Below are 26634 nucleotides of genomic sequence, written 5' to 3'. Positions count from 1 at the left end.
AACTTTTTACTGCCACAATAATAACAGCAGCCATATACCTGTTAAATGACCTGCTTTAGCAGCCAGGTGTTTCCTGATCGCTACAATAGAACGGGCAATATAGTTTTTGGAAGTAACGCGGGAAATATTCATCTGCCGGGCAATTTCATCGTGTGACATGCCCTGGAAGCGGCTCAACCGGAAGGCCTGTTGCATTTGCGTTGGCAACCGGTTGATCGCTGCATTCAGCTGTATTTCTACATCTTTGAATTCCAGTTTATCCTGCGCGGAAGGGAGATCAGATTCCATGTATACATCGTAGCCGTTTTCCTGCACCGTAGGCAACACACGTTTCCTGAATTCATCCAGGATCATGTTTTTAGACATGGTATACAAAAAAGCGTCAAAGCGGTTGACAGCCGTTAACCGTTCCCGGTTCATCCAGACTTTGATAAATATTTCCTGTGTAAGATCTTCTGCCTTTGCCGCCGACTTCACAAATTGCAGGGTATTGGCATACATCTTCTCCCAATAACGGTCAAATAACAGCTGGAAGGCCTGTTGGTCTCCCGCAGCCACGCGCTGCAACAGCTCTTTTTCATTATGTAAGCTATCTTTCAGCAAGGAAGGTCATGGAATTTAATACAAAATAACAATTTTGTGGAATTACACGGTATATACTACGTTACTGCTAAAGACGGTAAAAAGAATCGCCCGAATCCTTCCGCGATATTATTTTTTTTAAAAGATTTTATCTCGGTATAAATAGAACCGCATCCGCCACCACAATACCATCTGTTTTGTGGTTATCAATTTCCACATAGGCGCCGGTGCCGGTTTTTAATTCATAACTACCCAAACTTACCCATTCTCCGGAAGTTTGTCCCAAAACCTTTACCGTTTGCGCAGCAATCAGCTTCTCGGTAGTACGCTTCCCATCATTGATTTTCACATGCACATTACCATCCATCCCCGGCAACCGCGGTACATAGGTATATACCTCGTATTTGCCTGCTTTTTTAACCTCCGGCGTAAAGCGTACTGATTTAGCGGTGGCGCCTTTGCTGTCATCTGTCAGCAAAGAAGGGCCATACCCGCCGTGGATAGCCGTTTTCCATTCGCCCGTAATGGTTACATGGGCGGCGTCATTATCATCTACCAAAATCTCCACCGGACTATTATCCACCAAAGGATTGGTGAGCAACAGCTGCTGTACTTTCTTTACATCCGTTTCCTGTACAGAAGTTTTATTATCGATGGCTACTGCTGCGGCTGTTGCGGCCGATTGACCCAACACCATAAACACCGGCTCCATGCGAATGGATCCATAGGCAATGTGCGTAGCCGACAAACAAACAGGTACCAGTACATTACGGGCATCCCCGGCTTTTGGAATAATAGAGCGGTAGGAAACCGGGTAAGGACTCAAACCGCCAATTTCCACATCTCCTTCATTCTTCACCATACCGTTTACGACTATACGCTGGCAGTTGTGAGAATCCATGTTATAAGCCGCCATACCTACTCCATCGGTAACGACTTCCCGTCTTTCACAATTGGCCTGCGTCATCACGTAGTCGCCTATCATCCGCCTTACTTCTCTCACATACATTTGAGGGGACCAGTGGCCATTATCTTTGTATTCATCTTTGGGATAGCCCCAGGTCAGCATTTCAGTCCGCAGATGAGCAGGTACCCGCTCATCATGTCCTATAAAGTACAATAAGCCTTTGGTATAGATTTCATGGTCATGGATGATTTTTTTCCGCGTAGCATAATCCGCGTCCGGATAGTCATAGTTCATCCCGATCATATCCGTGGAAAAAGCGCCTTTGTTATTGATATCTGTTTTGCCGTTGGGCATCAGGTCCAGCTTGAGCATGGGCGACAGATTTTTCGGCTTTGTGTTTTCCAGCAGGCGGAGCAATAATTCGTATTTAGTTGGATCATATCCTTCGGGGGCTGTAATCGGAATCCGGTTAGCCGGCTGATTAGTCAAACAGATCCTGAAATTATAAGCCTGTACAAATTTATCTCCGGCGCCATGATCTGCCAGGGTGCCGTTGGCAATTCCCCAGAGCAGGCCGCTTTCCGGTTTGCCAGGTACTTTGTACGGGTCTATACCGTCCGGGAACTGGTGTATTTCCCTCAGCTGTACACCGTTATAGGTTTCATTGTACTGGCTGTTGGCTTCGCGGCCTACTGTATAAGCGATACCTGCTTTGGCCATCAGATCCCCTTCATAGGAACAGTCGATGAACATTTTGGCTTTCACCACGCGGGTGTCTGCACCATTCACCACAATTTCCGTGATATAGCCATTTTCCTTTTTAGCGCTGCTGATAGCATATTCATAGAGTACCGGTACATTGGCTGTTTTAATATATTGCTGAAACACATTTTCGGCCACGCCGGGCTCAAAAATCCATTGTTCCAGTTTACCATAGTGCTGTCCCATCCGGCGATAGAAGTCGCGGGATAATCCGGTAATCGCATATTTATTACCAATATCTGTATAGCCCAATCCGCCGGAGGTGAGCCCACCCAGGTGTTTATCTGGAGATACCAGTATCACGGTTTTGTGTAATTGCTTTGCGGTATAGGCAGCGATTACTCCGGCAGAGGTGCCGCCGTATACGCAGATATCTACTTCCACAGGCACGGCAGCATAGCATAGATTACCCGCAGGAAAGAGGCAACAGGCCCCCAGGAGAACGTGCTTATATCGCCCGAGGAGGGCGGAAATGATGTTCGTCTTCATACGCAGAATATAAATAATGACCGTTTAGGAGGTCTTATGTTATAAAGACGGAAAAACAGGTAACAGGAATTCGTTGTGCAAAAAATAAATTTTGCGCCGGATAATTCCAGGTGGCCGGCGTATGGAACTTTATAACCGGTTAAGTATCTTTGTGCCCTTCAACAACGCAGATACCGCAACAATTAACGAATAAAAGATTTTAATATGACAGCAACATCTATACTGCTAGACGGGAAAGCTTTATCCAAAGAAATGGAGGCTGATTTAAAGGTAAGGGTAGAGAAAATCATCGCACAAACAGGGGTAGTGCCGGTATTGGCCACTATCCTGGTAGGCAATGATCCTTCTTCAGAAGTATATGTAAAAATGAAAGGTAACGCCTGTGAGCGGGTGGGCATGAAGTCACTGCGGGTACATTTACCGGAAGAAACAACGACAGCGGAATTATTAGCGGAAATTGAAAAATTAAATAGTGACGATCAGATCTGCGGTATACTGCTGCAGCATCCTGTTCCTCACCAGATCGATGAAAGGGCCTGCTTCGACAAAATTGCCATCCATAAAGATGTGGACGGAGTTACCTGTCTGGGATTTGGCCGCATGTCCATGGGCGAACCCGCTTATGGCAGCGCCACACCTGCCGGTATTATGGAGCTGCTGAAGCATTACAAACTGCCTATTGCCGGCAAACATGCGGTAGTAGTAGGTCGTAGTCCTATTCTTGGTAAACCGGTAGCCATGATGCTGCTGAATGAAAATGCCACCGTAACCATCTGCCACTCCAAAACAAACAACTTAGCGGAGCTGATCAAACAGGCCGACATAGTAGTTGGCGCCGTAGGCAGACCCGAATTTATCAAAGCAGAATGGATAAAAGATGGCGCTATTGTAGTAGATGCCGGTTATCATAAAGGCGGACTGGGTGATGTGGAAATCAATAAAGTAAAAGATCGTGCCGCTGCTTATACCCCGGTACCTGGTGGCGTTGGCCCGATGACCATTGCAACCTTAATAGCGCAGACAGTGGCATCTGCCGAAAAGAAAATAACCGCATAATAAAATATGATTAGTAAAGTAGAAGGTGTTACTGTATAGTGGCACCTTTTACTTTTTACCCATTACCTCTTTATAAATTTCATCGAAAGATTTTCCTTTATGCCCCTGAAATAAAGCGGAGAACTTCATTTCCGTTTCTTTTAATAACTGTATACATAAGCGCTTATCATCCTGCCCCATTTCAGCCAGCATCATCTTTGCCAGTTTCCCGATGCGTTCCTGGCAAACAGCAATTACCTTTTCGCCCTGGGCTGTCAACTCCAGCCGTTTCGAACGTTTGTCCGTTTTATCGTTGATTTCTTTCAGAAAACCTTTTGCTTTCAGGCGATTCAACATATCTGTTCCACTGGACACCTCCAGCAGACATGCATAGATCACTTCCGATTTTTTCGGATGCTTGTGTTGCTGGATTGTTAGCAGCAATCCGAATTCTTCCATCTGGGTAACGCCCGTATTTTCGAAAGCCGCATGCGCATAGGTCATGTTCAGCTTATTGATTCTGCCGATTATCCGCAGCAGCAGCCCGTCTGTATGAGGCACCACGCCACCTGCCAGTGCGCCTGTGCTGTTGCTTTCTCTGGTATGAATCAGCTGATACCGGCAAAAATCTTCAATGCTGGCACCCGGATGCCTCTCCGCAAATTCGCCCCACCGGTTAATCAGTTCAATTGTTTTCTGCATCAGTTATTTCGTTTTCGTAGTAAAAGTAAAAAAAAGAAGAGCGATACGTATCAATTATTACGTTTTCGTATTACATTTGCTATAATAAATAATGTTTACGTAATAAAATACCGATAACTATGCTTTCTCCCTATCTTCTTCCAGCGGCTTTAGTATGCCACATCGCGGGACTGGTCATGATGGCTGGTACTACTTTATCCGACTTCATTGCCTTCAAACAGTTTTGGAAACATTATCCAGGTAACCCGGTCAGTACGCAGGGCTTACAGCAAACCATGTCTAAATTCCCGATGATCATGGGACTCGGTGTGGGATTGCTCATTTTGTCCGGTGTAGCCATGATGGCGCTTACTCAGGGTGTGTTTGCAGAGATGCGCTGGTTCCAGGTAAAACTGGCCGTGGTCATGATACTGATATTAAACGGATTATTGGTGGGCAGAAAACACGGCGTAAAATTACACCGGCTGCTAACCGTTGCTGATGGTCATATGAGTAGTGAACTGCAACAGGTGAAGGTGAACCTGCGCCGCTTTCATATCATGCAATTAACACTGTTTGTCATCATCATCATTTTAAGTGTATTCCGGTTTAACTGAGGTGAGCGTGGCTGTCATCTTATAGGACAGCCACTTTTTGACAGCCTGATGATTGTCGCTTTCGACCCGCAATATTGGCGTGTTAGCACCCGATACAAACCAATATATCCCGTTAAGTTTGCAGTAGACAAAACGATCCGCTATGAAAGCACAATTAATCAGTGAGATAGATCTCACCGGAAGCACCCTTTTACGGTTACTTTCTTCTTTTACAGAAGAACAATTAAATAAGATTCCTTTTGAAGACAGCTGGACCGCCGGACAGGTAGCAGAGCATATATGGAAGGCGGGAGACTGCAGCCTGCTCTATGATCCTGCCACACCAACAGATCGTGCACCCGATGAAAAGGTAGATGCCATCAAAGCCATGTTTTTAAACTTCAGCATTAAAATGACATCGCCTGACATGATTCGTCCGGGCAATGATTATCTCACCAAAGAAGTGGTACTCGGTAACATTCACCAGATATGGGAAAAGCTGACCACTGCAGCGCATACACTCCATTTACAGGAAGAATGTACCAGCTTTGAGGTGCCTGGCTTCGGACCTTTTACCAGGTTGGAATGGATACAGTTTATCAACATTCATACACAACGACATATACATCAGCTGCAAAACATACAGGCACATTTGATAAGCGCACAATTACACGCGTAGCCCGATCTTCATTCGTTCTATTTGTCGCCGGTGACGCAAAATGTGTACTATGGCATGTTCCATCAGTTGTTCGATGTCGTATAACTGCCCCCAGTTAGTAAATATTTTCTTTGCATTATGGGGTTGTTCCAGCTCATCGTCTTTAATGTCTTTGAATACTTCGGTGGTAAACCGGAAGGCATCTCTCAGATCATTTATATAATCGCCGGCGGCAGGGCGCAACTTCTTATCCGGCTTTTCATACGCATGCCCCTTGAACCGGTGGATATAACCTGCATAGGAATACATGGAACCCGCCACGTGCGCTAACACGGTTTGAATGGACCGGCAGTCATGATTGAGAGTAAGTGGATCAGCAATAGCTACCAACGCAGTATCAGGAATACCTGTAATGCATACCACCAGTTCAGCTACCGCTCTTTCATATTCATCCAGTATGGCGCCAATGGCGCCTTGTCTATATACTTTATCCATTTTACAACTCCCCGCTAAAAGAGGAGCGATAAAATTAATGCTTTCCTATTTAAAACTGATGCCAAGACCAATCTGTGCCTGCTGTGTTTTCCACTGATAGCGGTCATCAATATTATTTACATCTGATAATCCCAATACATAGCGTGCATATACATGCAATATATCAAACGTTAAAGTGGCGCCGGCAGCCAGTCCCAGGTCACTGCGCTTAAAAGCGGCCCGGTTATAAGTGAGCAGATTTTCATTGGCATAAAATAAATAACTGTACTCCGGACCTGCATTTACGGTGATCATTTTGTTGATATTGTAACGTAACAATACCGGTAGGGTAAGGTAACTTAACTTAATGCTTTTGTTGGCACCATCATTACTGGAGTGAATATAACGGGAACTGAAATCATCGCCACGTTTTGGAGAAGCCTGTGAAAACAATAACTCCGGCTGAATGCCCCACTTCTTTGTAAAATCATAACTGGCAAAAACACCGATTCTTCCGCCTAAGGTATAATTCGATTTTATCCCTTCTCCGTTCAGCTTGAACATATTCAGATCGGCCTTTAATCCGTAATGCAATTGTTGTGCGTTCACTACGGAAACAACAGCGCATAGGATAGCCACTGCCAATATTCGTTTTTTCATAGTTGATCAATTTAACCATAAAGAAACGAATTGATCAGATGCGTATTGCAGCGGCATTGCCACTAATAGATGATCCTCCTGTTTTTCACTATCACGTGCGGAATTTCCTCGGCCAATCAGGTATGGTCAGAGGCTCAGATTTACTTTTTGCCCTGTTTGGGCCGCTTTATAAATGGCATCAATGATCTTTAAGTCCTTCACGGCCTCCTCTCCGTTCACGGGCACAACCGGCTGTTTTCCTTCCAGGAGGATGCCTGCCATTTCTTCCATCTGCACGGTTTGATGGGTCACATGTGGCTGTGTTAACTCGCCCTTGCTGGTGCGTCCTTTAATGGGACCGTAGCCGGTGGATGGCCATAATTCGGCAAATCCTTTTTCGCCGTTTAAGAAAAAGCGGTCCAGGTTATTCATGTTATACGTGGATAAACAGGAGGCTACTGCCCCACCCGGGAAGCCAAGCTGGAACTGTATGGTTTCATCCACACCTGCTTTAAATTTCACCGGATCTGTTTTTGTTTCCTGCGCAGTTACCCATACCGGATCTTCTCCTACCATATACCGGGAACCGTTGATGGCATAGATCCCGATGTCCATCATAGATCCACCACCGGCCAGTTGTTTATTTAGACGCCACTGTGTGGGATCACCGATTTTAAAACCACATTGTCCCTGGAAAAACAGGATCTTACCCAATTCACCTGCATTTCTCATACGGATGATCTCCAGTGTTTTAGGTTCAAAATGCATGCGATATCCTACCAATAGCTGCACATTTGCCTTTTTGCAGGCATCCACCATTTCCTGCCCTTCCCGCGCATTTACCGCCATAGGCTTTTCACAGATCACATGTTTACCGGCAGCGGCTACACGTATTACCTGGTCATGATGCAGCCCGTTAGGTGTGGTGATATACACCACATCAATGTCCTTGTTATCTTTTATCTGGTCAAAGTTGTCGTAGTTGTAACAGTTCTTTTCCGGAATAGCGAAGCGGCTCTGCCAGTCTTTAATTTTAGCAGGGGTGCCACTGATCACTCCTACCAGTTTAGCTTTTACGCAAGCGCGCATCGCTTCTGCCACACGATTGCCATAGCCACCTAATCCCATGATGGCTACCCTTAAAACAGGACCATCATAGTTATTCATGCGCGCAGCCCATCCGGTCAGCGGCATTAATGGCATTACCATAGCAGTAGCAGCAATTTTTTGGAGAAAGTCACGACGTGAATTCATAACGGGAATATTTTGGGTTTCATGTATGGATTAATGATACAAAAAATATCCAGCATTTTTATGCGCGGAGGCGGCTAAAATATAACGAAACGGGTATACGAAAATGAGGCGGGGAATAATGGTGGCAACAAACGGGGGGGATCTCCTGGAGTGGTGGCAGGGCCGCTATGGGCGGCACCTGCCTTCCGGGTATATCAACAACTTAATCCTTTACATCATACAAAATAACAAACTCTACTCTTCTGTTCTTTGCCTTGCCTGCTTCGGTGTCATTGGTGGCCACCGGGTCGCGGTCAGACAGGCCCCAGGTAAACATGCGGTCATTGCTGACATTATAACTGTTGAGTAGTTTTTTGGCTCCGGCAGCACGTCTTTCAGATAAATCGCGGTTGTAGGTAGCAGCCCCTGTATTATCAGTATGACCAGTGATCAGGATTTTTGTTTTGTTGTACTTGTTCAGCACTTCCGCAAAATGTCCGAATGTCGGCTTTACACTTTCATTCACCTGGTCGGATGCCGTGGCAAAAAGAACATTATTGGGGAAGATCACTTTCAGGCTGTCTTTGATGATGCTCACTTCAGCCTCGTTCAATACATTTTTCAACTCTTCATATTGCTTGTTCATATATACATGCTGACTGCTGCTTTTCTTTGAAGCAGCGCAGGAAGCCATAAAAGCAACGGCTACGATAGCCAGCAGGTAATAACGTGAGGTCAAGAACATTCTTTTCATTATCGGGTGTGTTAGGCCACAAAGGTATGTAAAATAGCCATTATCAAGCTGTTGCACCGATAATCTATAATATTTACAAAATCATATATGCGTTAATGTTATAACTCCTCCCAGGGTATCTGCGTGTATGCTTCCTGCAGGATATCGAAAACAGCTGCCTCCACTGGGAACATCCAATTCTCTATTTGGCGTATAGGCTGGGCGGCTGTAATGGAATTCATGGCAAAAGCGGCAGCAAAACTATCGAGTTCATGGACAAATATGGGCCTCACCGTTATGGGTACTTTTAAGCGCTTCAATCCCATCATGATCAGCTGCAACATAATGCCTGGCAACGCCGGCGCTGCGGGAAAAACAAATCCGGCACCGTCATAGAAGCCGATGTTCCAGACAGATCCTTCTGATATTTCACCTGATGCCGTGGTATACAACACATCATCATAGCCCTTTAACAGTGCCTGTCTTTTGTAATGAAGAAGCCCTATGGAGATGCCCGCATGCTTGATCTGTGGCAGGAAACGCTCATACGCCGCGGTTCCCACCACCAGGGGAGTAACATTCATTTCCAGGGGGGCCGACCTGATGATCAGCACCTGCAGATCATCCCGGGAGATGGCGCCCGGATTGGCGGCCGATGAAAAAATATGAACCCGCAGGGAACAGGAGCCTCCTGCAACGCTCGTCCTGATAAATGAAAGCAGTTTTTCCGACGGTACACTCACGCCAAAAAGAGCGACAGACGATGCTTCCAGGCGCGCTACATGCGGATGCAACCCTTTTACTTTTCCGTTGCGGACCTGCATGGCAGTAAAATGACCGGCATTCAATGTGGCCAGTTTAGGAAGATCGGCTAATGTCACCGGAGCGCCATTTAATGCCTGTTCGTAAATCATTTCTGTTGACATCAATTACTTTTATTTCTTTGCCATTCAAGGCTAAGGTGTATTTATTTTTTAGAAAAGATAGGGAAATATCATTTCTTTGAGACCTTCCGATCTTAAACAGCAGGAGCAAAAAACAGGTATTCCTTCGTTAACAGGCGCAGGAGCTGTATATATATTGGCAGATTTTAATGGTGAACAATTCATGAAAAAATTACTTTTACTAGTTCTTTTAGCCTTTTCGGGCGCCGCATCTTTTGCGCAGGAGGCATCGCAAAAATCCAAAGTTTTCTGGCAGGAAAATTTCAAAACCGCGGAGCTCCCGGCCGGATGGAAAAATGTGGATTCCAGCAAACGGGATTTAAACTGGATCGTTACAGATCAGCCTTACCCCGGCTCCTATCAATACCAACAACAGGCACCACCCATTGCATCTAAAAGCCGCGGTCATCATTTACAGTTTCAGGCAGGCTATTTTGTGGATGAAGATCAACCTTCCTGGGTGAAGAAAAAAGTATATCCGGATACCTGGATACAAACCAGCAGTATTAACTGTGCCAACAAATCATCTGTTATCCTTCGCTTCCAGCACACGTTCCGGTACAACGGCGAATTTGCTGCACCGGGAGCCGCGTTACTCGTGGGTGTGAGCACAGACGGCATTAAATGGACCGACTACAATGTGATGAATAATGTGCCGCCGGCCAATGATATGTTTATACCTATCAACCAGGAACTCAACATCACAGCGATCGCTGCTAATCAACCGAAAGTATATATCCGTTTCTACTGGAAAGGATTTTATAGCTGGTACTGGATGATAGATGACATTGAACTGGCAGAAGCTTATAAGAAAGACCTCGCGATTACCCGCCTGGTTTCACACAATGAAGAGAAAAACACCTTTACCACCGCAGATGAACTGGCTGTTACGGTAAAAAACACCGGCATTGAAACATTGAAATCCGCTTTTAAAATAAGCTGCAAAATCGATCAGCAGAAAGAGATAGCGGCAGTAGTACCCGCCAATAAAAAGGGACTGGCACCGGGACAGGAAATAACAGTGAAATTTCCGCCAACAGATCTAACCGACCGCACCTTGCATGCACTTGCATTCACGCTCCACTATGACGGAGATGAGCATGCGTTCAATGATACGCTGCGCGCCCGGGTGAATGCCAAAGAATCACACGTTGGCAATTTAACCGATTTCAAAGGAGCGGGTAATGAGTTTAATATCAAATCCGGCTTATCGGCTTTTAAACTGATTTTTTATACCGATGATATCTTCCGTATCTGGATGGCGCCGGATGGTGAGTTCAGCAATCCCGCCGGCAATGATATTGTGGTGGATTACACACCGAAGCCTTCAACCGTAACGGCTACGGATAAAGGAAGTTATTACCAGGTGAAAAGTAAAGACTGTATCGTTCGTGTATATAAGCAGCCATTGCGGTTTGCGATGTATGACATCACAGACACCCGGGTGATCTGGGAGGAGTCTGCGCCGATGTCCTTCGGGTCCAGCACCACGCAAACCATGCGCCGGCAGCCCGATGAATACTTCTATGGCGGCGGTATGCAGAATGGCTACTTCTCCCACCGCGGACAGGAGGTGTTGATTGAAAAAGGTAATGGATGGGATAATGGCGGCAGACCAAACCCCGCTCCCTTCTATATGTCTACTGCCGGATATGGCGCCTTCAGGAATACTTTTGACGTGGGTCGTTATTCTTTTAAAGAAGAATTACAGTTTGCACATAATGAAAATCGTTTTGACTGCTTCTATTTTTATGGTCCTGCTTTAAAACAAATCCTCAACGGCTATACGCAGATAACAGGCCGTCCTTTCTTAATGCCACGCTGGGCGCTGAGTTTAGGCGATGCCAACTGTTACAATCGTGGTGGCAGCGGTACGGATTCAAAAGCATATAAAGGTACCGGTACTACCGGCACCACCCCGGACGTAATTAAACTGGTGGCCGATAAATATGTTGAAAACGATATGCCGCGTGGCTGGATATTACCTAATGATGGTTACGGATGTGGTTATACGAAATTAGATTCTACCATTACAGAATTGCATAAACGCGGCTTCTATACCGGCTTATGGACAGAAAACGGTGTTGACAAAATCGCCCGCGAAGTAGGCACCTATGGTTCCCGCCTCGCAAAGCTGGACGTTGCCTGGGTAGGCCCGGGTTATAAATTTGCATTGGATGGCTGTAAAGCGGCCTATGAAGGTATTGAAAACAACAGCAATGCCAGGGGGTATATCTGGAGCGTAATGGGCTGGGCTGGTACGCAAAGGTATTCCACTGTCTGGTCCGGCGATCAGTCCGGCAACTGGGAATATATCCGCTTCCACATCCCCACCATTATCGGGGCAGGTCTTTCAGCACAAAATGCCGCTACCGGCGACGTAGATGGTATCTTCCGCGGCAGCGACTCTACCTATGTACGCGACCTGCAATGGAAATGCTTTACGCCGGTATTTATGGTGATGAGTGGCTGGGCAAAGAAAAACAAACAACCTTATCTCCAGGGAGAAGCCAATACGGCCATCAACAGAAAATACCTGCAGCTGAAGATGAGAATGACACCGTATATGTATACCCTCTGTGCAGAAGCACATGAAACAGGCGTGCCCGCTTCCAGGGCCATGGTATTGGAATTTCCGGAAGATGAGATATGCAAGGGTACCCAAACGGAATATCAGTTCATGAACGGGCCTTCCCTGCTGGTAGCACCCGTGTATAAAAGTGAAGGAAAAAGAGATAGTATCTATTTACCACGGGGCACCTGGTTTGACTACTGGGATGGCACTGCCTATACCGGCGCTACTGTTATCAATAATTACACTGCGGGACTGGATAAATTGCCGTTATTCGTAAAACAAGGCGCCATTATTCCGATGTACCCACTCATGAATTTTGATGGCGAAAAGAAAACAGACACGCTGACACTCGATATCTATCCTTTCCACAAGTCATCTTTTGATCTGTATGAAGATGATGGGCTGACGCGCGACTACAAAACCGGCGCTTTTGCTAAAACATTGATTGAAGTGGACGCTGCCAAAGGAGTGCAGGTGAAGATCAACGCAGCAAGAGGCGAATTTCAAGGCCGTCATCAACAAAGGATCTATTTACTGGACGTGCACCAGCCGGCTAAACCTAAAAAGGTAACTGTCAATGGCCAGTCTTTGAAAATATATACAGATCTGTCATCGTTCGACAAAGCGGCCACCGGCTGCTATTTCAGCGCAACGGAGAAAAAAGGCACCCTGCATATTAAAACAAACTGGTTAAGCACTGCTACCACACAGGAAGTGAACGTGTTATAATTTTTTATCCGGTAAATAAATGATAAAGGGAAAGAAGTTGTTACCAACTTCTTTCCCTTTATCATTTGTAAAATCCTATATTTATCCCTGTAAACACCAAAAAAGATGAAAGGACTAATTCTGTCATTAGGTGCACCCAATGACACCGCCGGCAACCTCAGTCCCATAGCCCTGGACAGGTTAAATGCCGTACTGCAGATTTTCCGCTACAACCCTCAATTCCTCATTGCCTGCACCGGTGGCAAAGGACCCCATTTCAATGAAACGGAACATCCACATTATCATTATTCGCAGTGCTACCTGCAAGCCCATGGAATTCCTGCGTCCGCACTGACGAACCCGGTAAATTCCGCCAGCACCATAGATGATTTCGTGCAGGCAAGGGCGTTAATATACACCATGGCGCCGGATATATTGTGGGTGGTTACTTCCGACTTTCACGTACCTCGGGCAAAGATAGTCCAGGCACAAAAAGTCAACTATCCCAACACCATATTCTGGGGAGCACCTTCTTCCATGACAGCGGAAGAGCTGGAAGTATTACACGCACATGAACAGAAAGCGATGGCTGCTTTATCGATGTAACGCCATTCTCATTGCAGCAAACAAGAAAACAATTAATTACTATCTTGTACTGCTATGAATACCATTCCACTGATACAAAGCATACTCGGATTGCTGGCAGGCATTGCCCTGATTGTGTTGCTCACTGCCCGTTTCAGGGTGCATGCCTTCTTTGCGCTATTATTGGCCAGTATACTTACCGGTGGTATCTTAGGACTGCCCGTCACTGAAATAATCGGCAGCATTAAAACGGGTATTGGTAATATCATCGGTTCATTAGGATTGCTGATTATTCTCGGCACTACACTTGGATTAATACTGGAACATAGCGGCAGCACTACCGTGCTCGCCAATTACGTATTACGCCGTACCGGCACGGGACGCTCTGCCATGGCGATGAACATCATCGGCTACCTGGTAGGCATGCCCATTTTCTGCGATTCAGGATTTATTGTACTCAGTGGATTGAACAAAGCATTGGCCAGGCGTTCCGGCATTCCGATGATCGTCATGGCTTCTTCGCTGGCAACCGGTCTGTATGCAGTGCATTGCCTGATGCCGCCACATCCGGGCATCACCGCGGCTACCGGCACTATACATGCCGAAACAGGAAAAGTGATGTTATACGGACTACTGATTGCCATTCCTGCTGCAGCCAGTGGTTATTTTTGGTCGGTATTTGCCGGACGCCGGATAGCCGTTACCGTTAGCAACGATCAGGGTGTTACTGAAACAACTATGAAAGGGCCTTCTGTCCTGATGTCCATCTTACCGGTGGCTATTCCTATTCTGCTCATTGCCATCCGTTCTCTCAGCAGCCTGGAAGTAACACACCCCTCCCCGTTTCTGCAGCTCATCGCCATATTGGGTATACCAGAAGTAGCACTCAGCACAGGTATCCTGCTGGCGCTAACACAACTGAAAAGTAATATGAGCATTATCCTGCAGGAAGGTGCTGAAAAAGCAGCCGGTATACTCATCATCATTGGTGGCGGCGGCGCATTTGGTGCCATTCTCGCCAAAGCAGATATAGGCAGTCATATTGCGCAGAATCAATCCGTTGCTGCCATGGGGCTGCTACTGCCTTTCCTGGTCACCGCCCTGTTAAAAACAGCCCAGGGCTCTTCTACCGTAGCAGTCATTGCGGCGGCTGCCATCATGCAACCACTGTTACCTGTGATGGGCCTCGACTCCGCAAATGGACGTATCATCTGCGTGCTGTCAATGGGAGCAGGTTCCATGATGATATCACATACCAACGATGCCTACTTCTGGGTGATTTCAAAATTCTCAGGCCTGGAAATTAAAGAAATGCTGAGGGTATACAGCACCGGGAGTATTGTTATGGGTATTATATCGGTAACATGTGTTTACTTGTTATCCCTGCTGCTATTACCCGCATTATAACATAGTTAGCAGTTCAAACTAACTACGGACTGTGAAACCGGTTGCATAGAAAAATAATTCACCGTTGTTCTTTTTCCATACTAAATTCCTACATTTAGGTCGCTACGCGAAGCACATTTACGACCTGTAATTTTGTTTACCCAAAGGGTATACAACAGACTATCCGATCCTATTTCAGTTATTAGCAAACCCTCAAATCATTAAAGGCTATGACCCCACAGTCATCTATCCACGAATGCTGGAATGATTTATCACAAAGCAGAAACGACTGGAACAAAATTGTCAATGCTTTATTAAGTCCCATCAGCAACAAGATTATTGAATCATTATCTCTTAAAGCAAACACATCTGCCTTACTGGATGTTGCTACCGGCACAGGAGAACCTGGTTTGACCATCGCCGAAAAGTTTCCCGGCATTACTGTCACCGGCATCGATCTCTCTGACAAAATGTTGGAGTATGCGGAGGAAAATGCCCGACAACGTAACATCCCTAATTACACAACCCGTTGTTGCAATGCCATGGAATTACCTTTCGGCGACCAGGCCTTTGATGCAGTGTTATGTCGCAATGGCGTCATGTTCTTTAATAACATTGACACTGGTCTGAGAGAAATGTACCGTGTACTGAAATCCGAAGCTAAAATGACGGTTTCCACATGGGGCTTACTGGATAAGAACCTGTGGATCTCCATGGTATTGGATGCCATGAAAGAAGTCACCGGCCGGAGGATGTACAACAGGCATATCCCTGGCATGTTCTATTGTATGCAACCTGGATTTATGACAGACTGGTTTGAAGAAATCGGTATGCATCAAATCCATGAAGAAGAAATAACCGGTATCATTGAATTCAATTCTGCAGAAGAACACTGGAACTATGTAACAAGTGTAAGTGCCGCGGTTGTAAATGCTTTAATCGGGCTATCACTACAGGAGCGGGAACAGGTAAAAGAGCTGTTAAGAAAGAAAATAGCCACGCATATTGTCCATGATAAACTGTATTTCCAATGGACAGCCAGGATCACCGGCGGTGTTAAATAGTTTTCTTACTTTTTACTGCTTTACCAGTAATCCTTCCGGATGAAATATACTTTTCCTCCCGGTTGTTTAATAGTGAAAGATGACCTTACTAATAGATTTCATATTATATTTTCTACTATTTATCTTTCCGGCTTCTCAAAACAGAAGCTGGAAAGATAATTTTGATAGCTGGTGTGTCTGCATTCTCACACAAAAATGATTCAACTCAGCGCCTGCTCCAGATCCCGCAAAATATCCTCCACGCTCTCCAACCCAACACTGATACGGATCAACCCATCAGAGATTCCGGCTTTCTCCCTGTCTTCTTTCTTCATTCCGGAATGCGTCATAGAAGCCGGATGTGATACCAGCGTATCCAATGTTCCCAGCGATACGGCGCGTACACACATCTGCAGCCGGTCAATAAAACGCACGGCGGCATCAAAACCGTTTTTCAATTCGAAGCTCATCACCGCACCAGGGTAACGCATCTGGCGGGCCGACAATTCATAATCCGGATGAGAAGGCAGTCCGTTGAAATTTACTTTTGCTACAGCAGCATGTGCATATAGAAATTCCGCTACGCGCAGGGCATTGCTGCAATGTTGTTTCATGCGCAGCTCCAGGGTTTTAATGCCCTGAACCAGCAGGAAGGTATCGAAAGGGTTGGCGCAGCCGCCCAGTAATTTGGCAGTCTTATTTACCTTCTGCATCAGTGGGAGGTCTTTCCCAAGGAGTACGCCGCCAATGGCAGTGCCATGACCATTCAGGAATTTGGTGGTGGAATGAAATACGAAATCGGCGCCGTACCGGAAAGGCTGTTGCAGGTAAGGAGTAGCAAAGGTATTATCAACACTTACTTTCACGGAGTAGGCACTGGCTATTTTACAAACAGCGGCAATGTCCACACAGCGCATAGAGGGATTGGCGGGCGATTCAATATGGATCATCCTGATGGTATGATCTTTCTGCAGCAGTTTCTCTACACTATCCAGGTCATGCAGATCAGCAATCAGCGCTTTCACGCCGAATTTCGGGAGGAAGTCGAACAGGAACTCATGGGTACCGCCATAGAGGGAGTAATGAGTGAGCACCGTATCTCCGGTTGCTACGTTCGCCAGGAACATGCTGGCCATAGCTGCCTGTCCGCTGGAATGCAGCAAGGCTTTCAGGGCCAAAGGGCTGCCATCTTCCTGTACAATACCAAATGCTTCCAGTGTGGCAATCAGTTTTTCCGCTACCGATACGGTAGGATTACCAAACCTGGAATAAATATAGCCGGGAGCGGTGCCGGAGAAGCGGTCCATTCCCTGTTGTGCGTTATCGAAGGTAAAGGTAGCGGTAGCGTAAACCGGTACCAGGTGGGCATTTTCTCCCATATCAGACTGGGCGGCATGGATGGCGGCAGATGCCATTTCTGTAAATTGCGGATGATTTTCCATGCGCTAAATTACTGGTTTCTGAAATTGATTTCCAGGAAAAAAAGTCGCTGCAAAAAGAAAGCGCTTGCTGGAAAAGCGGAAATGATATAATATTGATCAATAGTTTTTGCCATAAAATCCAGAACACGCTTTGAGTTTAACTGAGGACAGGCTTCTTTTTTCAAAAATTGCAGATGGAGATGAAACAGCCTTCCGTTTATTGTATCATCGCTACAATGCAGTACTGTTAGGGTCTGTAAAAAAACTACTGAAGTCAGATGCAGCTGCTGAAGAAGTACTACAGGAGGTTTTTCTGAAAGTATGGCTCATACGTCATACCCTGGGAGCTATTGAAAATCCCGGTGGGTGGATGTATACACTCGCATCTAACTATTCGCTTTCTGTACTGAGGAAACATGCACGGGAAAGAAACAGGCAGGATGATATCGCAGAAGATATGCCTGACAATGAAGATGTATCAGCCGGCATCTATGCCCGGGAATTGCAGGAACTCATTAAACATGCAGTGGAAAAGTTACCAGCCTCCCGCAGGGAGGTTTTTATGATGAATACCCAGGATGGCAAATCCCGCAGGGAAATTGCAGAAACGCTGAACATATCTGAACACACGGTCAAAAACCAACTGGTTACCGCTCGTAAATTTATTCGTGAATACCTGGAAAAACAAACAGGAACACGACTTCCTATCCTACTGATTATACTCCTGTCCAGATTTTTTTAATTTTTTTTAAAGACGCATAGTACAGTACCTGTTTCGCAGCGTCTATGAGCAAAAGAAGGGATTGTATCGTGGAAGCAAAAGAGTACTACCGGTTTTTATTGCATCGTTATTATAACGGTACCGCTACCGCAGCGGAAGAAGAAGAGTTATTCGCTGCGCTGCGTGCAGACGGTGAGGAGGAAGCATGGACAGCCATGATCAGTGAGCTGCATGCTTCCGCTACCCCCGACCCAGCATACAACCCGGCTCTCTACGAAGCCACCATTGATCAGATCCTGCAACCAGTGGCGGTTACCCGGAAAATAAGCTCTTATCGCTGGTACTACGCCGCCGCAGCTGCTGTGCTGTTGCTGATAGGCACCGGCGGTTACCTGATGCGGCAGCATCGGACGGACACACAAGCACCTGTATTAGCCGCCATTACCACCGATGTAAAGCCCGGTAAGAATGGCGCAATACTCACCCTCAGCGATGGCAGCCAGGTAGTGCTGGACAGCCTGCATAACGGCATTATCAGCACGCAACAGGGAACAAAGCTGCTGCTCCACAACGGGCAACTGAGTTATGATGCTTCTGCAGCCGGCACGGTAAGCTATAATACCATGACTACACCCAGGGGCCGGAAATTCCAGCTGCAACTGCCCGATGGCACCCACGTATGGATGAATGCCGCCAGTGCCATCACCTACCCTACTGCCTTTACCGGCAACAACAGGAGTGTAACTCTTTCGGGAGAAGCTTACTTTGAAGTAGCCTCCAATGCTACGTTACCATTTATCGTACACATCAACAACGAAACAGCCGTGGAAGTCCTCGGCACACATTTTAATATCAGCTCTTACCACGATGAAAACAACATCAGCACTACCCTGCTGGAAGGTGCTGTACAGGTAAAAGTAAAAGAACAAGCCAGACGCCTGCAGCCAGGACAACAACTCGACATCAACAAAACATCCGGTGTAACCACGCTCAACAAACAGGTAGATACACTCGCAGTGATTGCCTGGAAAAACGGCACACTGAACTTCCAGGATAAAAAACTTACCGCCGTCATCAGCATGATTGCCCGGTGGTACGACATTGACGTAGTATATGAAACAACACCTCCTGATATCACATTTGTAGGAGAAATAGGCAGTGATGTAACACTGGCCAGCGTACTGACATTCCTCCGGGAATCAGGTATCCACTTCCGTTTGGAAGGCAGAAAGTTAATAGTAGGATCTTAAAATATCATGTTATCAGACAACCAGAAAAAAGAATGTTATAGAAAAACGGTGAACTAAAATTCAAACATCTATGCAAGGATACCTGTAATAAAAAACCGAAGGTGTTTCGACCACCTCCGGCTAAAAGATTACAGCTATGCAAAACAGTTGAGTATTCCAGACAACTATCTATTTACAAGCCAAATCAATGCAAAGCTATGCAAAAAATTGCTCTTTGTAACCAGACCCGTCATGTACCTACATCAAGTAAAGTACTGACCAGGAGCTGGTTTCCAACCAAAATGCTGTTAGTTATGAAACTGACGTTTTTATTGCTTACGGTCGTTCTGTTAAATGTGCATGCTACGGGATTCGGGCAACTGATTACCTGGTCAGGCAGGAATGTACCGGTAGAACAAATCTTCGCTGTCATCAGGGTACAATCCGGCTACACCGTGGTAGCCAGCAGGGAAGTATTGAAAAAAGCGAATCCTGTGACCATGAAAGTGGAAAATGCATCCATCCAGGCATTCCTGGACCTGATGCTGAAAGGACAGCCATTGAAATATGAAATCGTGAACAAATMCGTTTTCATTTCTCCCAAAGTGGCTACTGCTAAGGAAGAAGACGTAACGCTGGCCGCACCACCGGCAGATGTAAAAGGAAAAGTAACCGATGAAGCAGGCGCACCTTTACCCGGTGTGTCTGTTAGAGTAAAAGGTAGTTCCCAGGGTGTGAGCACCGGCAACGACGGTAGCTATGCCCTGCACATTACTGCAGAAGGCCCGCAGGTATTGGTATTTTCCTACCTGGGCATGATACCGCAGGAAGTAACCGTTACCGGCAGCGGCACTTTCAATATTGTATTGAAAGCATCTGTAGAACAACAAACGGAAGTGGTAGTGGTAGGTTATGGTACCCAGAAAAGAAGTGATGTAACAGGCGCAGTAGCATCTGTTCCTAAAGAAAGGCTCCACAATTTACCCGTTACCAACGTTTTGCAATCGATTCAAGGAACAACTCCCGGCGTAAACATTGTCAGCAACAGCAGCAAGCCAGGCAGCTCCCCTGCCTTCTATTTACGTGGACTCAAATCCATCAGTGCCAGCAACTCACCATTGATCGTATTGGATGGTATCCCCTTCAGTGGATCTTATAATGATATCAACCCGAATGATATTGCCGCTATTGATATGTTGAAAGATGTATCCGCATCTGCCATCTATGGCGCCAGAGGAGCCAATGGCGTGATCATGATCACCACCAAAAAAGGAAAAACCGGTAAACCTGTTATTTCCTACAGCGGCTACGCCGGACCGGAATACCAATCCAACACCGTACAACAAATGAATGGTGAACAATACCGTACCAAAAATCACTGGTATAATATCCAGGCCGGCCGCCCCGACGCACCCGACCTGCCTTACCTATCTGAACAACAGAATTTTGCCAATGGCAAACCAGAAGTAGACTGGCTCAAAGAAATCCGGCAACAGGGATATATCCACAGTCATGAACTGAGCATTTCCGGCGGTACCGATAACGTGAAATATTATATCTCCGGTACTTACCTGAAAGAAGATGGTACCGTCAAAGGGTTCCAGTATAACCGCGCCAGCATCCGCGCCAATGTAGACGCGAACGTAACTCCCTGGATGAAAGCAGGAGTGAATATGTTCTTCGTAAACAATAACCAGGACGGTGGTAAAGCCACCCTCTTTGATGCCAATGCACTCAGTCCTTATGGTACCCTGTACAATGCCGCCGGTGACTATGAAGTATATCCCATTGCACCGCAAACACTGTATATGAGCCCGCTCATCAACCTGTACAATCCAGGACTGGACCGTGGCAAAAACATCACCGCCAGCGGCTATGCAGAAATAGCACCCACCTTCCTGAAAGGACTGAAATACCGCATGAACGCCTCCTACTCTTTCCGGCCCAACCGCACCAGCGACTATTCCGGTCGCAAAATGGGCGACATGTTAGGTACTGCTAAAGTATACAACGAAGAAAACAAACAGTGGATCGTTGAAAATCTCCTGACGTATAACCTGCACGTGAAAAAACATAACCTGGATTTCACGGCCTTATATAGTGCCCAACAGGATGAACAGTTCACCTCGCAGCTGGATGCCAACTCTTTTATAAATGATAACCTGGACTTCAGTAATATGAAAGCTGCGCAGGTACAAAAAACAACTACTTCCTATACCGGCAGTGCCCTGTTATCACAGATGTTCAGAGTGAACTACAACTACGACAGCCGGTATCTGCTCACTGCTACTATCCGCCGCGATGGCTACTCCGGATTCGGCGCCAATAACAAGTATGGCGTGTTCCCCTCTATCGCTGCCGGATGGAATATCCAGCAGGAAAAATTCATGGCCGCTATACCTGCTATTTCCCAGCTGAAATTAAGAGCTTCCTATGGTAAGTCCGGCAACCAGGCAGTAGGCGCTTACCGCACGTTAACAAGAATGACCACGGCCAATTACATCTATGATGGCGCTACTGCCATCGGTGTTGTTCCCTCTACACTGGGGAACCCTAACCTGAAATGGGAAACCACTTCCGGATTAAATATCGGCCTTGATTTCGCCGTGCTGCACGATCGCCTCAGTGGTAGCATTGAAGCTTACAGCACGCATACCAACGACCTGTTGCTGAGTAGAAAAATACCAGCCATCAACGGTTATACTTCTGTATATGACAACATCGGAGAAACCGCCAACAAAGGACTGGAAATATTACTGAACAGCCGGAACATTGAATCTGATAATTTCTCCTGGCAAACATCTTTCAACATCTCCTTCAATAAAAATAAAGTAGTGGCACTTTATGGTGATAATAAAGATGATATCGGCAACAACCTGTTTATCGGTAAATCAATGCTGGGTATTTACGATTATACCATGGCAGGTATCTGGCAGGTAGGTGAAGATTCCAAGATCGATCCGGGTACCAAACCAGGTTATATCAAATTCAAAGACATTGATAACAGTGGTAAAATAGATGCAGCCGACCGTTCTTATCTCGGCTCACAATTACCAAAATATGTAGCTGGCTTAACCAATACTTTCCGCTACAAAAACTTTACACTGAACATTTTCTTCCAGGATGTACATGGCTCGTTACGCCCAAATAATATTCTTGATAACAGAGACCAGGCCGGCATTGTAAATCTGCCGGCAGACGTTCCGTACTGGACTTCTGACAATAAGATCAATACCAACCCGTCATTGGCTTATACCAATCCCAAAGGATATAAATACGCACAGGACGCCTCTTTTATSCGCCTGAAAGACGTTACACTCAGTTATAATTTTGATAAACAGGTATTACAGCGTCATAAAATTTCTAATCTGCAGGTGTATATGAGCGGTCGTAACCTCGCCACCTTTACCAAATGGAAAGGTTATGATCCGGAAACATCTCCCTCTTCTATCACATCATCTGATACACGTTTAGCCAATGGGCAGGGAGCGGGCCAGCAGAGTTCAAATTTTTATCCGCTTAACACCACCATCATCATGGGGGTAAATATCAGTTTCTAATCTAAAAAGATATGACCATGAAAAAGAGCTTATATATATGCGGAATGCTGGCAGCAGGTGTGTTCATCACCTCCCTGTCTTCCTGCAGCAAAAGTTTTCTCAACGAACAACTGAAATCTGATTACGCACCGGATAATACCCTCGTGGATCCATTGGGTTTTGAAGCTGCGAGTACCGGCATGTTAAGCATCGTGCGTGCCGACTATGGTGATGTGCAGGGCTTACTGGCCACTTTTTACGTAGGTACAGATATGGCTATTACCGGGCAGCCCAACACAGTGCAGGCGCCTTACGAGAATTACCAGAATCTCAATTCTCAAACCGGTTCCCTCAGCAGCATCTGGAACTGGGGCTATAAAGTGATCAATGCAGCTAACGTGGTCATCGATGCTTCCGCCAATCCCAAAGCATCACTAACGGATGCACAACGTGACTTCTATAAAGCAGAAGCCTGTTTCTTCCGCGCTTATGCATACAATCACCTGTCTATTTTATTTGGCGGTGTACCACTGATTACGGCGCCGGTAGCTGTTCCACGCACCGATTATACCAGGGCCACAGAAGATGCGGTAATACAGCAGATGATCACAGATCTTACTTTTGCAGAAGCACATCTTCCCGATCCTGCCAATGTGGCAAAACAGGGTCGCATCAATAAATTCGCAGCCACAGAGCTATTGGCCGAAGCCTTACTCCGTGCCAACAAACCGGCAGATGCAGAAGCTGCGGCCAAAAGAGTGATCGATAGCAAATTCTTTACACTGATCACCAACCGCTATGGCACTAAAGCATCCCTCCCCGGTGATCCGTTTGCGGATATGTTTACCTACGGTAACATGCGCCGCAGCCAGGGCAATACAGAAGCCATCTGGGTAATAGAACAACAATATAATGTAACCGGTGGTGGCGCTGTGACGAACTTTGATCAGCGACGCCGCGAATGGGGCCCCTTCTATGTGAACGTAGCAGGCATGAAAGTATGCGATTCCCTCGGCGGCCGTGGCATAGGCAGGATCAGGCCTACCAACTGGTGGACGTATGAGCTGTACGAACAAAAAGATATGCGCAACTCTCCGTACAATATCCGCCGTAAGTATTATTACAATGATCCGGCCTCCGCTAAATACGGACAACCAGTCATCGTGAATGGCTTCGATACTATCCAGAATATTTATGCACATACCACTAAATGGTATGAGTTTCAACCACAGGATATACAAGGGGCCCAGTCTTATAAAGACAGGATACAAATGCGTCTCGGGGAAACTTACCTGCTGCTGGCGGAAGCACAGCTGTTACAGGGACGTCCCGGTGATGCAGCCACCAGTATCAATGTGATCCGCGATCGCGCACATGCTACGCCTGTGCGGGCATCTGAAGTAACCATGGATTATATTCTTGATGAAAGAGCCAGGGAACTCACGGCCGAAGAACTACGCCGCCTCACCCTTATCCGCACCAAAAAACTGGTGGAAAGAGTCCGTAAATATAATCCGAAAGTAGCTCCTACCATCAGCGATTTCAATATACATTTGCCTATTCCGCAGTCGGAAATTGATGTGAACAAAGATGCCGTACTGCAACAGAACGAAGGATATAGCAAATAACCAGAACAGATGAACAAACACACCCTCATAACATTCCTGACTGTACTCCTGTTTTTACAGGGGTACGGACAGGAAGGAAGAAAAGTAATTCCTTTCAACGATGGATGGGCTTTCCGAAAAGGACCACTCACCGCTGATTCCAGCCAAACAGATACCACCTGGACAAACGTGCACATTCCGCATACCTGGAATAACAAAGACATGCAGGAAGGCAAAAATTTTTATGCCGGCGATGCTTGCTATAAAAAGATTTTCAAAGTAGACCCCGCACTGAAAGGGAAACGATTATTTCTCCGGTTTGACGGAGTGGGCTCCGTAGCTATGCTGTATGTCAACAACCGGTTAATAGGCGAGCATAAAGGTTCTTATGCTGCTTTCTGCTTCGAAATCACCAACTCAGTGAAGTATGGAGCAGAAAATACCATTGTGCTGAAAGCGAATAACCAGGCCCGGGAAGATGTACTTCCGATCAACAATTTCCTCTTTGGCATTTTCGGTGGCATGTACCGACCCGTGAACCTGCTCATCACCAACGATATCAACATCACGACCACTGATTACGCGTCATCCGGACTCGCGATCAGCCAGGAAAATGTCAGCGATAAAAACGCAGACATCAGCGTAGTTGCAAAAATTGAAAACAAACAACCACATCATACCACTGTACAGGTACAAACTGAGATTAAAGACCCGCAGGGAAAACGTATATCCGTAGTCGTTAAAGACGTGGTACTTAGTCCACAAGGCATTAACATCATCCGCCAGGACCTTTCCGTTACGCAGCCACATCTGTGGAACGGCATGAAAGATCCGTATCTTTATTCACTCACCACTTCCATCATTGCAGCGGGTCGTATCATGGATGCAGTAACACAACCACTGGGCATACGCAGTTTTGAGGTGATCCCCGGCAAAGGCGTTTTCCTCAATGGACAACCTTACGTCATGCACGGCGTTACCCGTCACCAGGAATGGCAGGACTGTGGCAACGCGCTCAGCAACGAACAACATAAAGCTGACCTGGATCTGATCCGCGAAATAGGCGCCACCACCATCCGTTTTGCACATTACCAGCAATCGGATTATCTCTACTCCCAATGTGATAGCATGGGTTTTGTGATCTGGGCAGAGATACCCTTTGTTAATAACTTCTCCGGAAAAGAAAGTGAAAACGCCCGGCAACAACTCACAGAGCTGATAAGGCAAAACCGGAACCACCCATCTATTTATGTATGGGGGATGCACAATGAAGTATATTCCAAAACACCCGATGAACATGTGGCGGTGTTAACACGACAGCTGAATGACCTGGCCAAAACAGAAGATCCGGGCAGGTATACCGTAGCCGTAAGTGGCTATGGCGAAATGAACCGTCCCGCTAACCTGGCAGCAGACATACAGGGAATGAACCGCTACTTCGGCTGGTACGAAGGAAAGATCAACGACATAGAAAAATGGGTAACCGGACTGGAAAAAAATTATCCCGACTATAAACTGATGCTCACAGAATATGGTGCAGATGGAAATATTAACCAGCATACAGATAGTATTTCGACAGATTTTGATCCGGTAAGCGGACATTTCTTCCCCGAAACCTATCAAACAGCTACTCACGTAAAACAGTGGTCTGTCATAGAAAAGCATCCTTACATTGCCGCTTCGTACCTGTGGAATATGTTTGAATTTGCCGTTCCCATGTGGAACAGAGGTGGTGTAAATGCACGGAATCTAAAGGGTTTAATCACCTATGACCGCAAGCAGAAAAAAGATGCTTTCTACTGGTATAAGGCTAACTGGAATCCGGAACCAATGCTCTACATCGCAGAGCGCCGCAATAATATCCGGAAACAGGCACAGGTGAAGGTGGAAGTCTTTAGTAACCTGGAAAACATCACACTTACCCTCAACGATGGCAAGCCGGTAACCGGCCATCAGGGCGCCAATCACCGGGATTTTATTTTCGACAACATCCTGCTCAAAGCTGGTATAAATACCCTGAAGGCAACGGGCACTCATAATGGAAAAACTATAACAGACACTATTACCTGGACGCATTAACCGATAAC

General features: G+C 46.2%; 21 protein-coding genes. 12 read left to right on the top strand and 9 right to left on the bottom strand.

What is annotated here, in order from left to right:
* Window positions 1–6: 6 nt before the first annotated feature.
* Together AC1DCV_RS23935 and AC1DCV_RS23930 are read right to left on the bottom strand one after the other, a co-directional pair.
* Window positions 7–603, bottom strand: a complete 597-nt coding sequence (locus tag AC1DCV_RS23935) for an RNA polymerase sigma factor (protein ID WP_477025517.1) — start codon at window positions 601–603, stop codon at window positions 7–9.
* Between the two features lie 127 nt (window positions 604–730).
* Window positions 731–2740 (bottom strand): FAD-dependent oxidoreductase, encoded by a 2010-nt coding sequence (locus tag AC1DCV_RS23930; RefSeq protein WP_477025516.1) that lies wholly within the window; start codon window positions 2738–2740, stop codon window positions 731–733.
* A gap of 204 nt (window positions 2741–2944) precedes the next feature.
* Here AC1DCV_RS23930 and folD point away from each other — a divergent pair, with 204 nt between their 5' ends.
* The gene (folD, locus tag AC1DCV_RS23925; RefSeq protein ID WP_477025515.1) at window positions 2945–3796 is read left to right on the top strand and encodes a bifunctional methylenetetrahydrofolate dehydrogenase/methenyltetrahydrofolate cyclohydrolase FolD; all 852 of its coding nucleotides are present in this window, start codon (window positions 2945–2947) and stop codon (window positions 3794–3796) included.
* A 48-nt stretch (window positions 3797–3844) separates the two neighbouring features.
* Here the strand turns inward: folD and AC1DCV_RS23920 are convergent, their stop codons facing one another.
* Complete coding sequence (locus AC1DCV_RS23920; RefSeq protein WP_477025514.1) at window positions 3845–4477, bottom strand: MarR family winged helix-turn-helix transcriptional regulator; 633 nt, start codon at window positions 4475–4477, stop codon at window positions 3845–3847.
* Between the two features lie 119 nt (window positions 4478–4596).
* On the opposite strand from AC1DCV_RS23920, the gene AC1DCV_RS23915 reads away from it, so the two are divergent.
* Entirely contained in the window at window positions 4597–5073 is a 477-nt protein-coding gene (locus AC1DCV_RS23915) for a hypothetical protein (RefSeq protein ID WP_477025513.1), read from the top strand.
* A gap of 142 nt (window positions 5074–5215) precedes the next feature.
* Window positions 5216–5731, top strand: a complete 516-nt coding sequence (locus tag AC1DCV_RS23910; RefSeq protein WP_477025512.1) for a DinB family protein — start codon at window positions 5216–5218, stop codon at window positions 5729–5731.
* Here AC1DCV_RS23910 and AC1DCV_RS23905 read toward each other — a convergent pair.
* The 5 genes from AC1DCV_RS23905 to AC1DCV_RS23885 all read right to left on the bottom strand — a co-directional run bounded on the left by AC1DCV_RS23905 (window position 5720) and on the right by AC1DCV_RS23885 (window position 9715).
* Window positions 5720–6205 carry a DinB family protein gene (locus AC1DCV_RS23905; RefSeq protein ID WP_477025511.1) on the bottom strand — a complete coding sequence of 162 codons (486 nt, stop codon included), beginning with the start codon at window positions 6203–6205 and terminating at the stop codon, window positions 5720–5722. The genes AC1DCV_RS23910 and AC1DCV_RS23905 overlap by 12 nt on opposite strands.
* Window positions 6206–6250: 45 nt before the next feature.
* The gene (locus AC1DCV_RS23900; protein ID WP_477025510.1) at window positions 6251–6844 is read right to left on the bottom strand and encodes a porin family protein; all 594 of its coding nucleotides are present in this window, start codon (window positions 6842–6844) and stop codon (window positions 6251–6253) included.
* A 126-nt stretch (window positions 6845–6970) separates the two neighbouring features.
* The gene (locus tag AC1DCV_RS23895) at window positions 6971–8077 is read right to left on the bottom strand and encodes a Gfo/Idh/MocA family protein (RefSeq protein WP_477025509.1); all 1107 of its coding nucleotides are present in this window, start codon (window positions 8075–8077) and stop codon (window positions 6971–6973) included.
* A 202-nt stretch (window positions 8078–8279) separates the two neighbouring features.
* A complete protein-coding gene (locus AC1DCV_RS23890; RefSeq protein WP_477025508.1) occupies window positions 8280–8810 on the bottom strand; it encodes an OmpA family protein in 531 nt (176 codons plus the stop codon).
* 98 nt (window positions 8811–8908) lie between these two features.
* Window positions 8909–9715 (bottom strand): aminotransferase class IV, encoded by an 807-nt coding sequence (locus AC1DCV_RS23885; RefSeq protein WP_477025507.1) that lies wholly within the window; start codon window positions 9713–9715, stop codon window positions 8909–8911.
* A gap of 76 nt (window positions 9716–9791) precedes the next feature.
* Between AC1DCV_RS23885 and AC1DCV_RS23880 the strand changes: the two genes are divergently transcribed.
* The 4 genes from AC1DCV_RS23880 to AC1DCV_RS23865 all read left to right on the top strand — a co-directional run bounded on the left by AC1DCV_RS23880 (window position 9792) and on the right by AC1DCV_RS23865 (window position 16051).
* A complete protein-coding gene (locus AC1DCV_RS23880) occupies window positions 9792–13037 on the top strand; it encodes a glycoside hydrolase family 31 protein (RefSeq protein ID WP_477025506.1) in 3246 nt (1081 codons plus the stop codon).
* Between the two features lie 105 nt (window positions 13038–13142).
* The gene (locus tag AC1DCV_RS23875; RefSeq protein WP_477025505.1) at window positions 13143–13622 is read left to right on the top strand and encodes a YdcF family protein; all 480 of its coding nucleotides are present in this window, start codon (window positions 13143–13145) and stop codon (window positions 13620–13622) included.
* A 54-nt stretch (window positions 13623–13676) separates the two neighbouring features.
* Window positions 13677–15008 carry a GntP family permease gene (locus AC1DCV_RS23870; RefSeq protein WP_477025504.1) on the top strand — a complete coding sequence of 444 codons (1332 nt, stop codon included), beginning with the start codon at window positions 13677–13679 and terminating at the stop codon, window positions 15006–15008.
* A gap of 209 nt (window positions 15009–15217) precedes the next feature.
* The gene (locus AC1DCV_RS23865) at window positions 15218–16051 is read left to right on the top strand and encodes a class I SAM-dependent methyltransferase (protein WP_477025503.1); all 834 of its coding nucleotides are present in this window, start codon (window positions 15218–15220) and stop codon (window positions 16049–16051) included.
* A gap of 200 nt (window positions 16052–16251) precedes the next feature.
* Here the strand turns inward: AC1DCV_RS23865 and AC1DCV_RS23860 are convergent, their stop codons facing one another.
* Entirely contained in the window at window positions 16252–17472 is a 1221-nt protein-coding gene (locus AC1DCV_RS23860; protein ID WP_477025502.1) for a trans-sulfuration enzyme family protein, read from the bottom strand.
* Between the two features lie 130 nt (window positions 17473–17602).
* Here AC1DCV_RS23860 and AC1DCV_RS23855 point away from each other — a divergent pair, with 130 nt between their 5' ends.
* From AC1DCV_RS23855 to AC1DCV_RS23835, 5 genes are all read left to right on the top strand, one after another.
* On the top strand, window positions 17603–18193 hold the full coding sequence (locus tag AC1DCV_RS23855; RefSeq protein ID WP_477025501.1) for an RNA polymerase sigma-70 factor: 591 nt from the start codon (window positions 17603–17605) through the stop codon (window positions 18191–18193).
* A gap of 44 nt (window positions 18194–18237) precedes the next feature.
* Window positions 18238–19422 (top strand): FecR family protein, encoded by a 1185-nt coding sequence (locus tag AC1DCV_RS23850; protein ID WP_477025500.1) that lies wholly within the window; start codon window positions 18238–18240, stop codon window positions 19420–19422.
* Window positions 19423–19715: 293 nt separating this feature from the next.
* Window positions 19716–22961, top strand: coding sequence for a TonB-dependent receptor (locus tag AC1DCV_RS23845; RefSeq protein ID WP_477025499.1), 3246 nt, complete (start codon window positions 19716–19718; stop codon window positions 22959–22961).
* A 17-nt stretch (window positions 22962–22978) separates the two neighbouring features.
* The gene (locus AC1DCV_RS23840; protein ID WP_477025498.1) at window positions 22979–24568 is read left to right on the top strand and encodes a RagB/SusD family nutrient uptake outer membrane protein; all 1590 of its coding nucleotides are present in this window, start codon (window positions 22979–22981) and stop codon (window positions 24566–24568) included.
* A 9-nt stretch (window positions 24569–24577) separates the two neighbouring features.
* Window positions 24578–26626, top strand: coding sequence for a glycoside hydrolase family 2 protein (locus AC1DCV_RS23835; protein ID WP_477025497.1), 2049 nt, complete (start codon window positions 24578–24580; stop codon window positions 26624–26626).
* Window positions 26627–26634: the final 8 nt, after the last annotated feature.

The sequence above is a fragment of the Chitinophaga sp. 10T418 genome (genome assembly GCF_056394125.1).
Note: the sequence above shows the minus strand (reverse complement) of the source record. Positions and strands in the feature narration are given on the sequence as shown.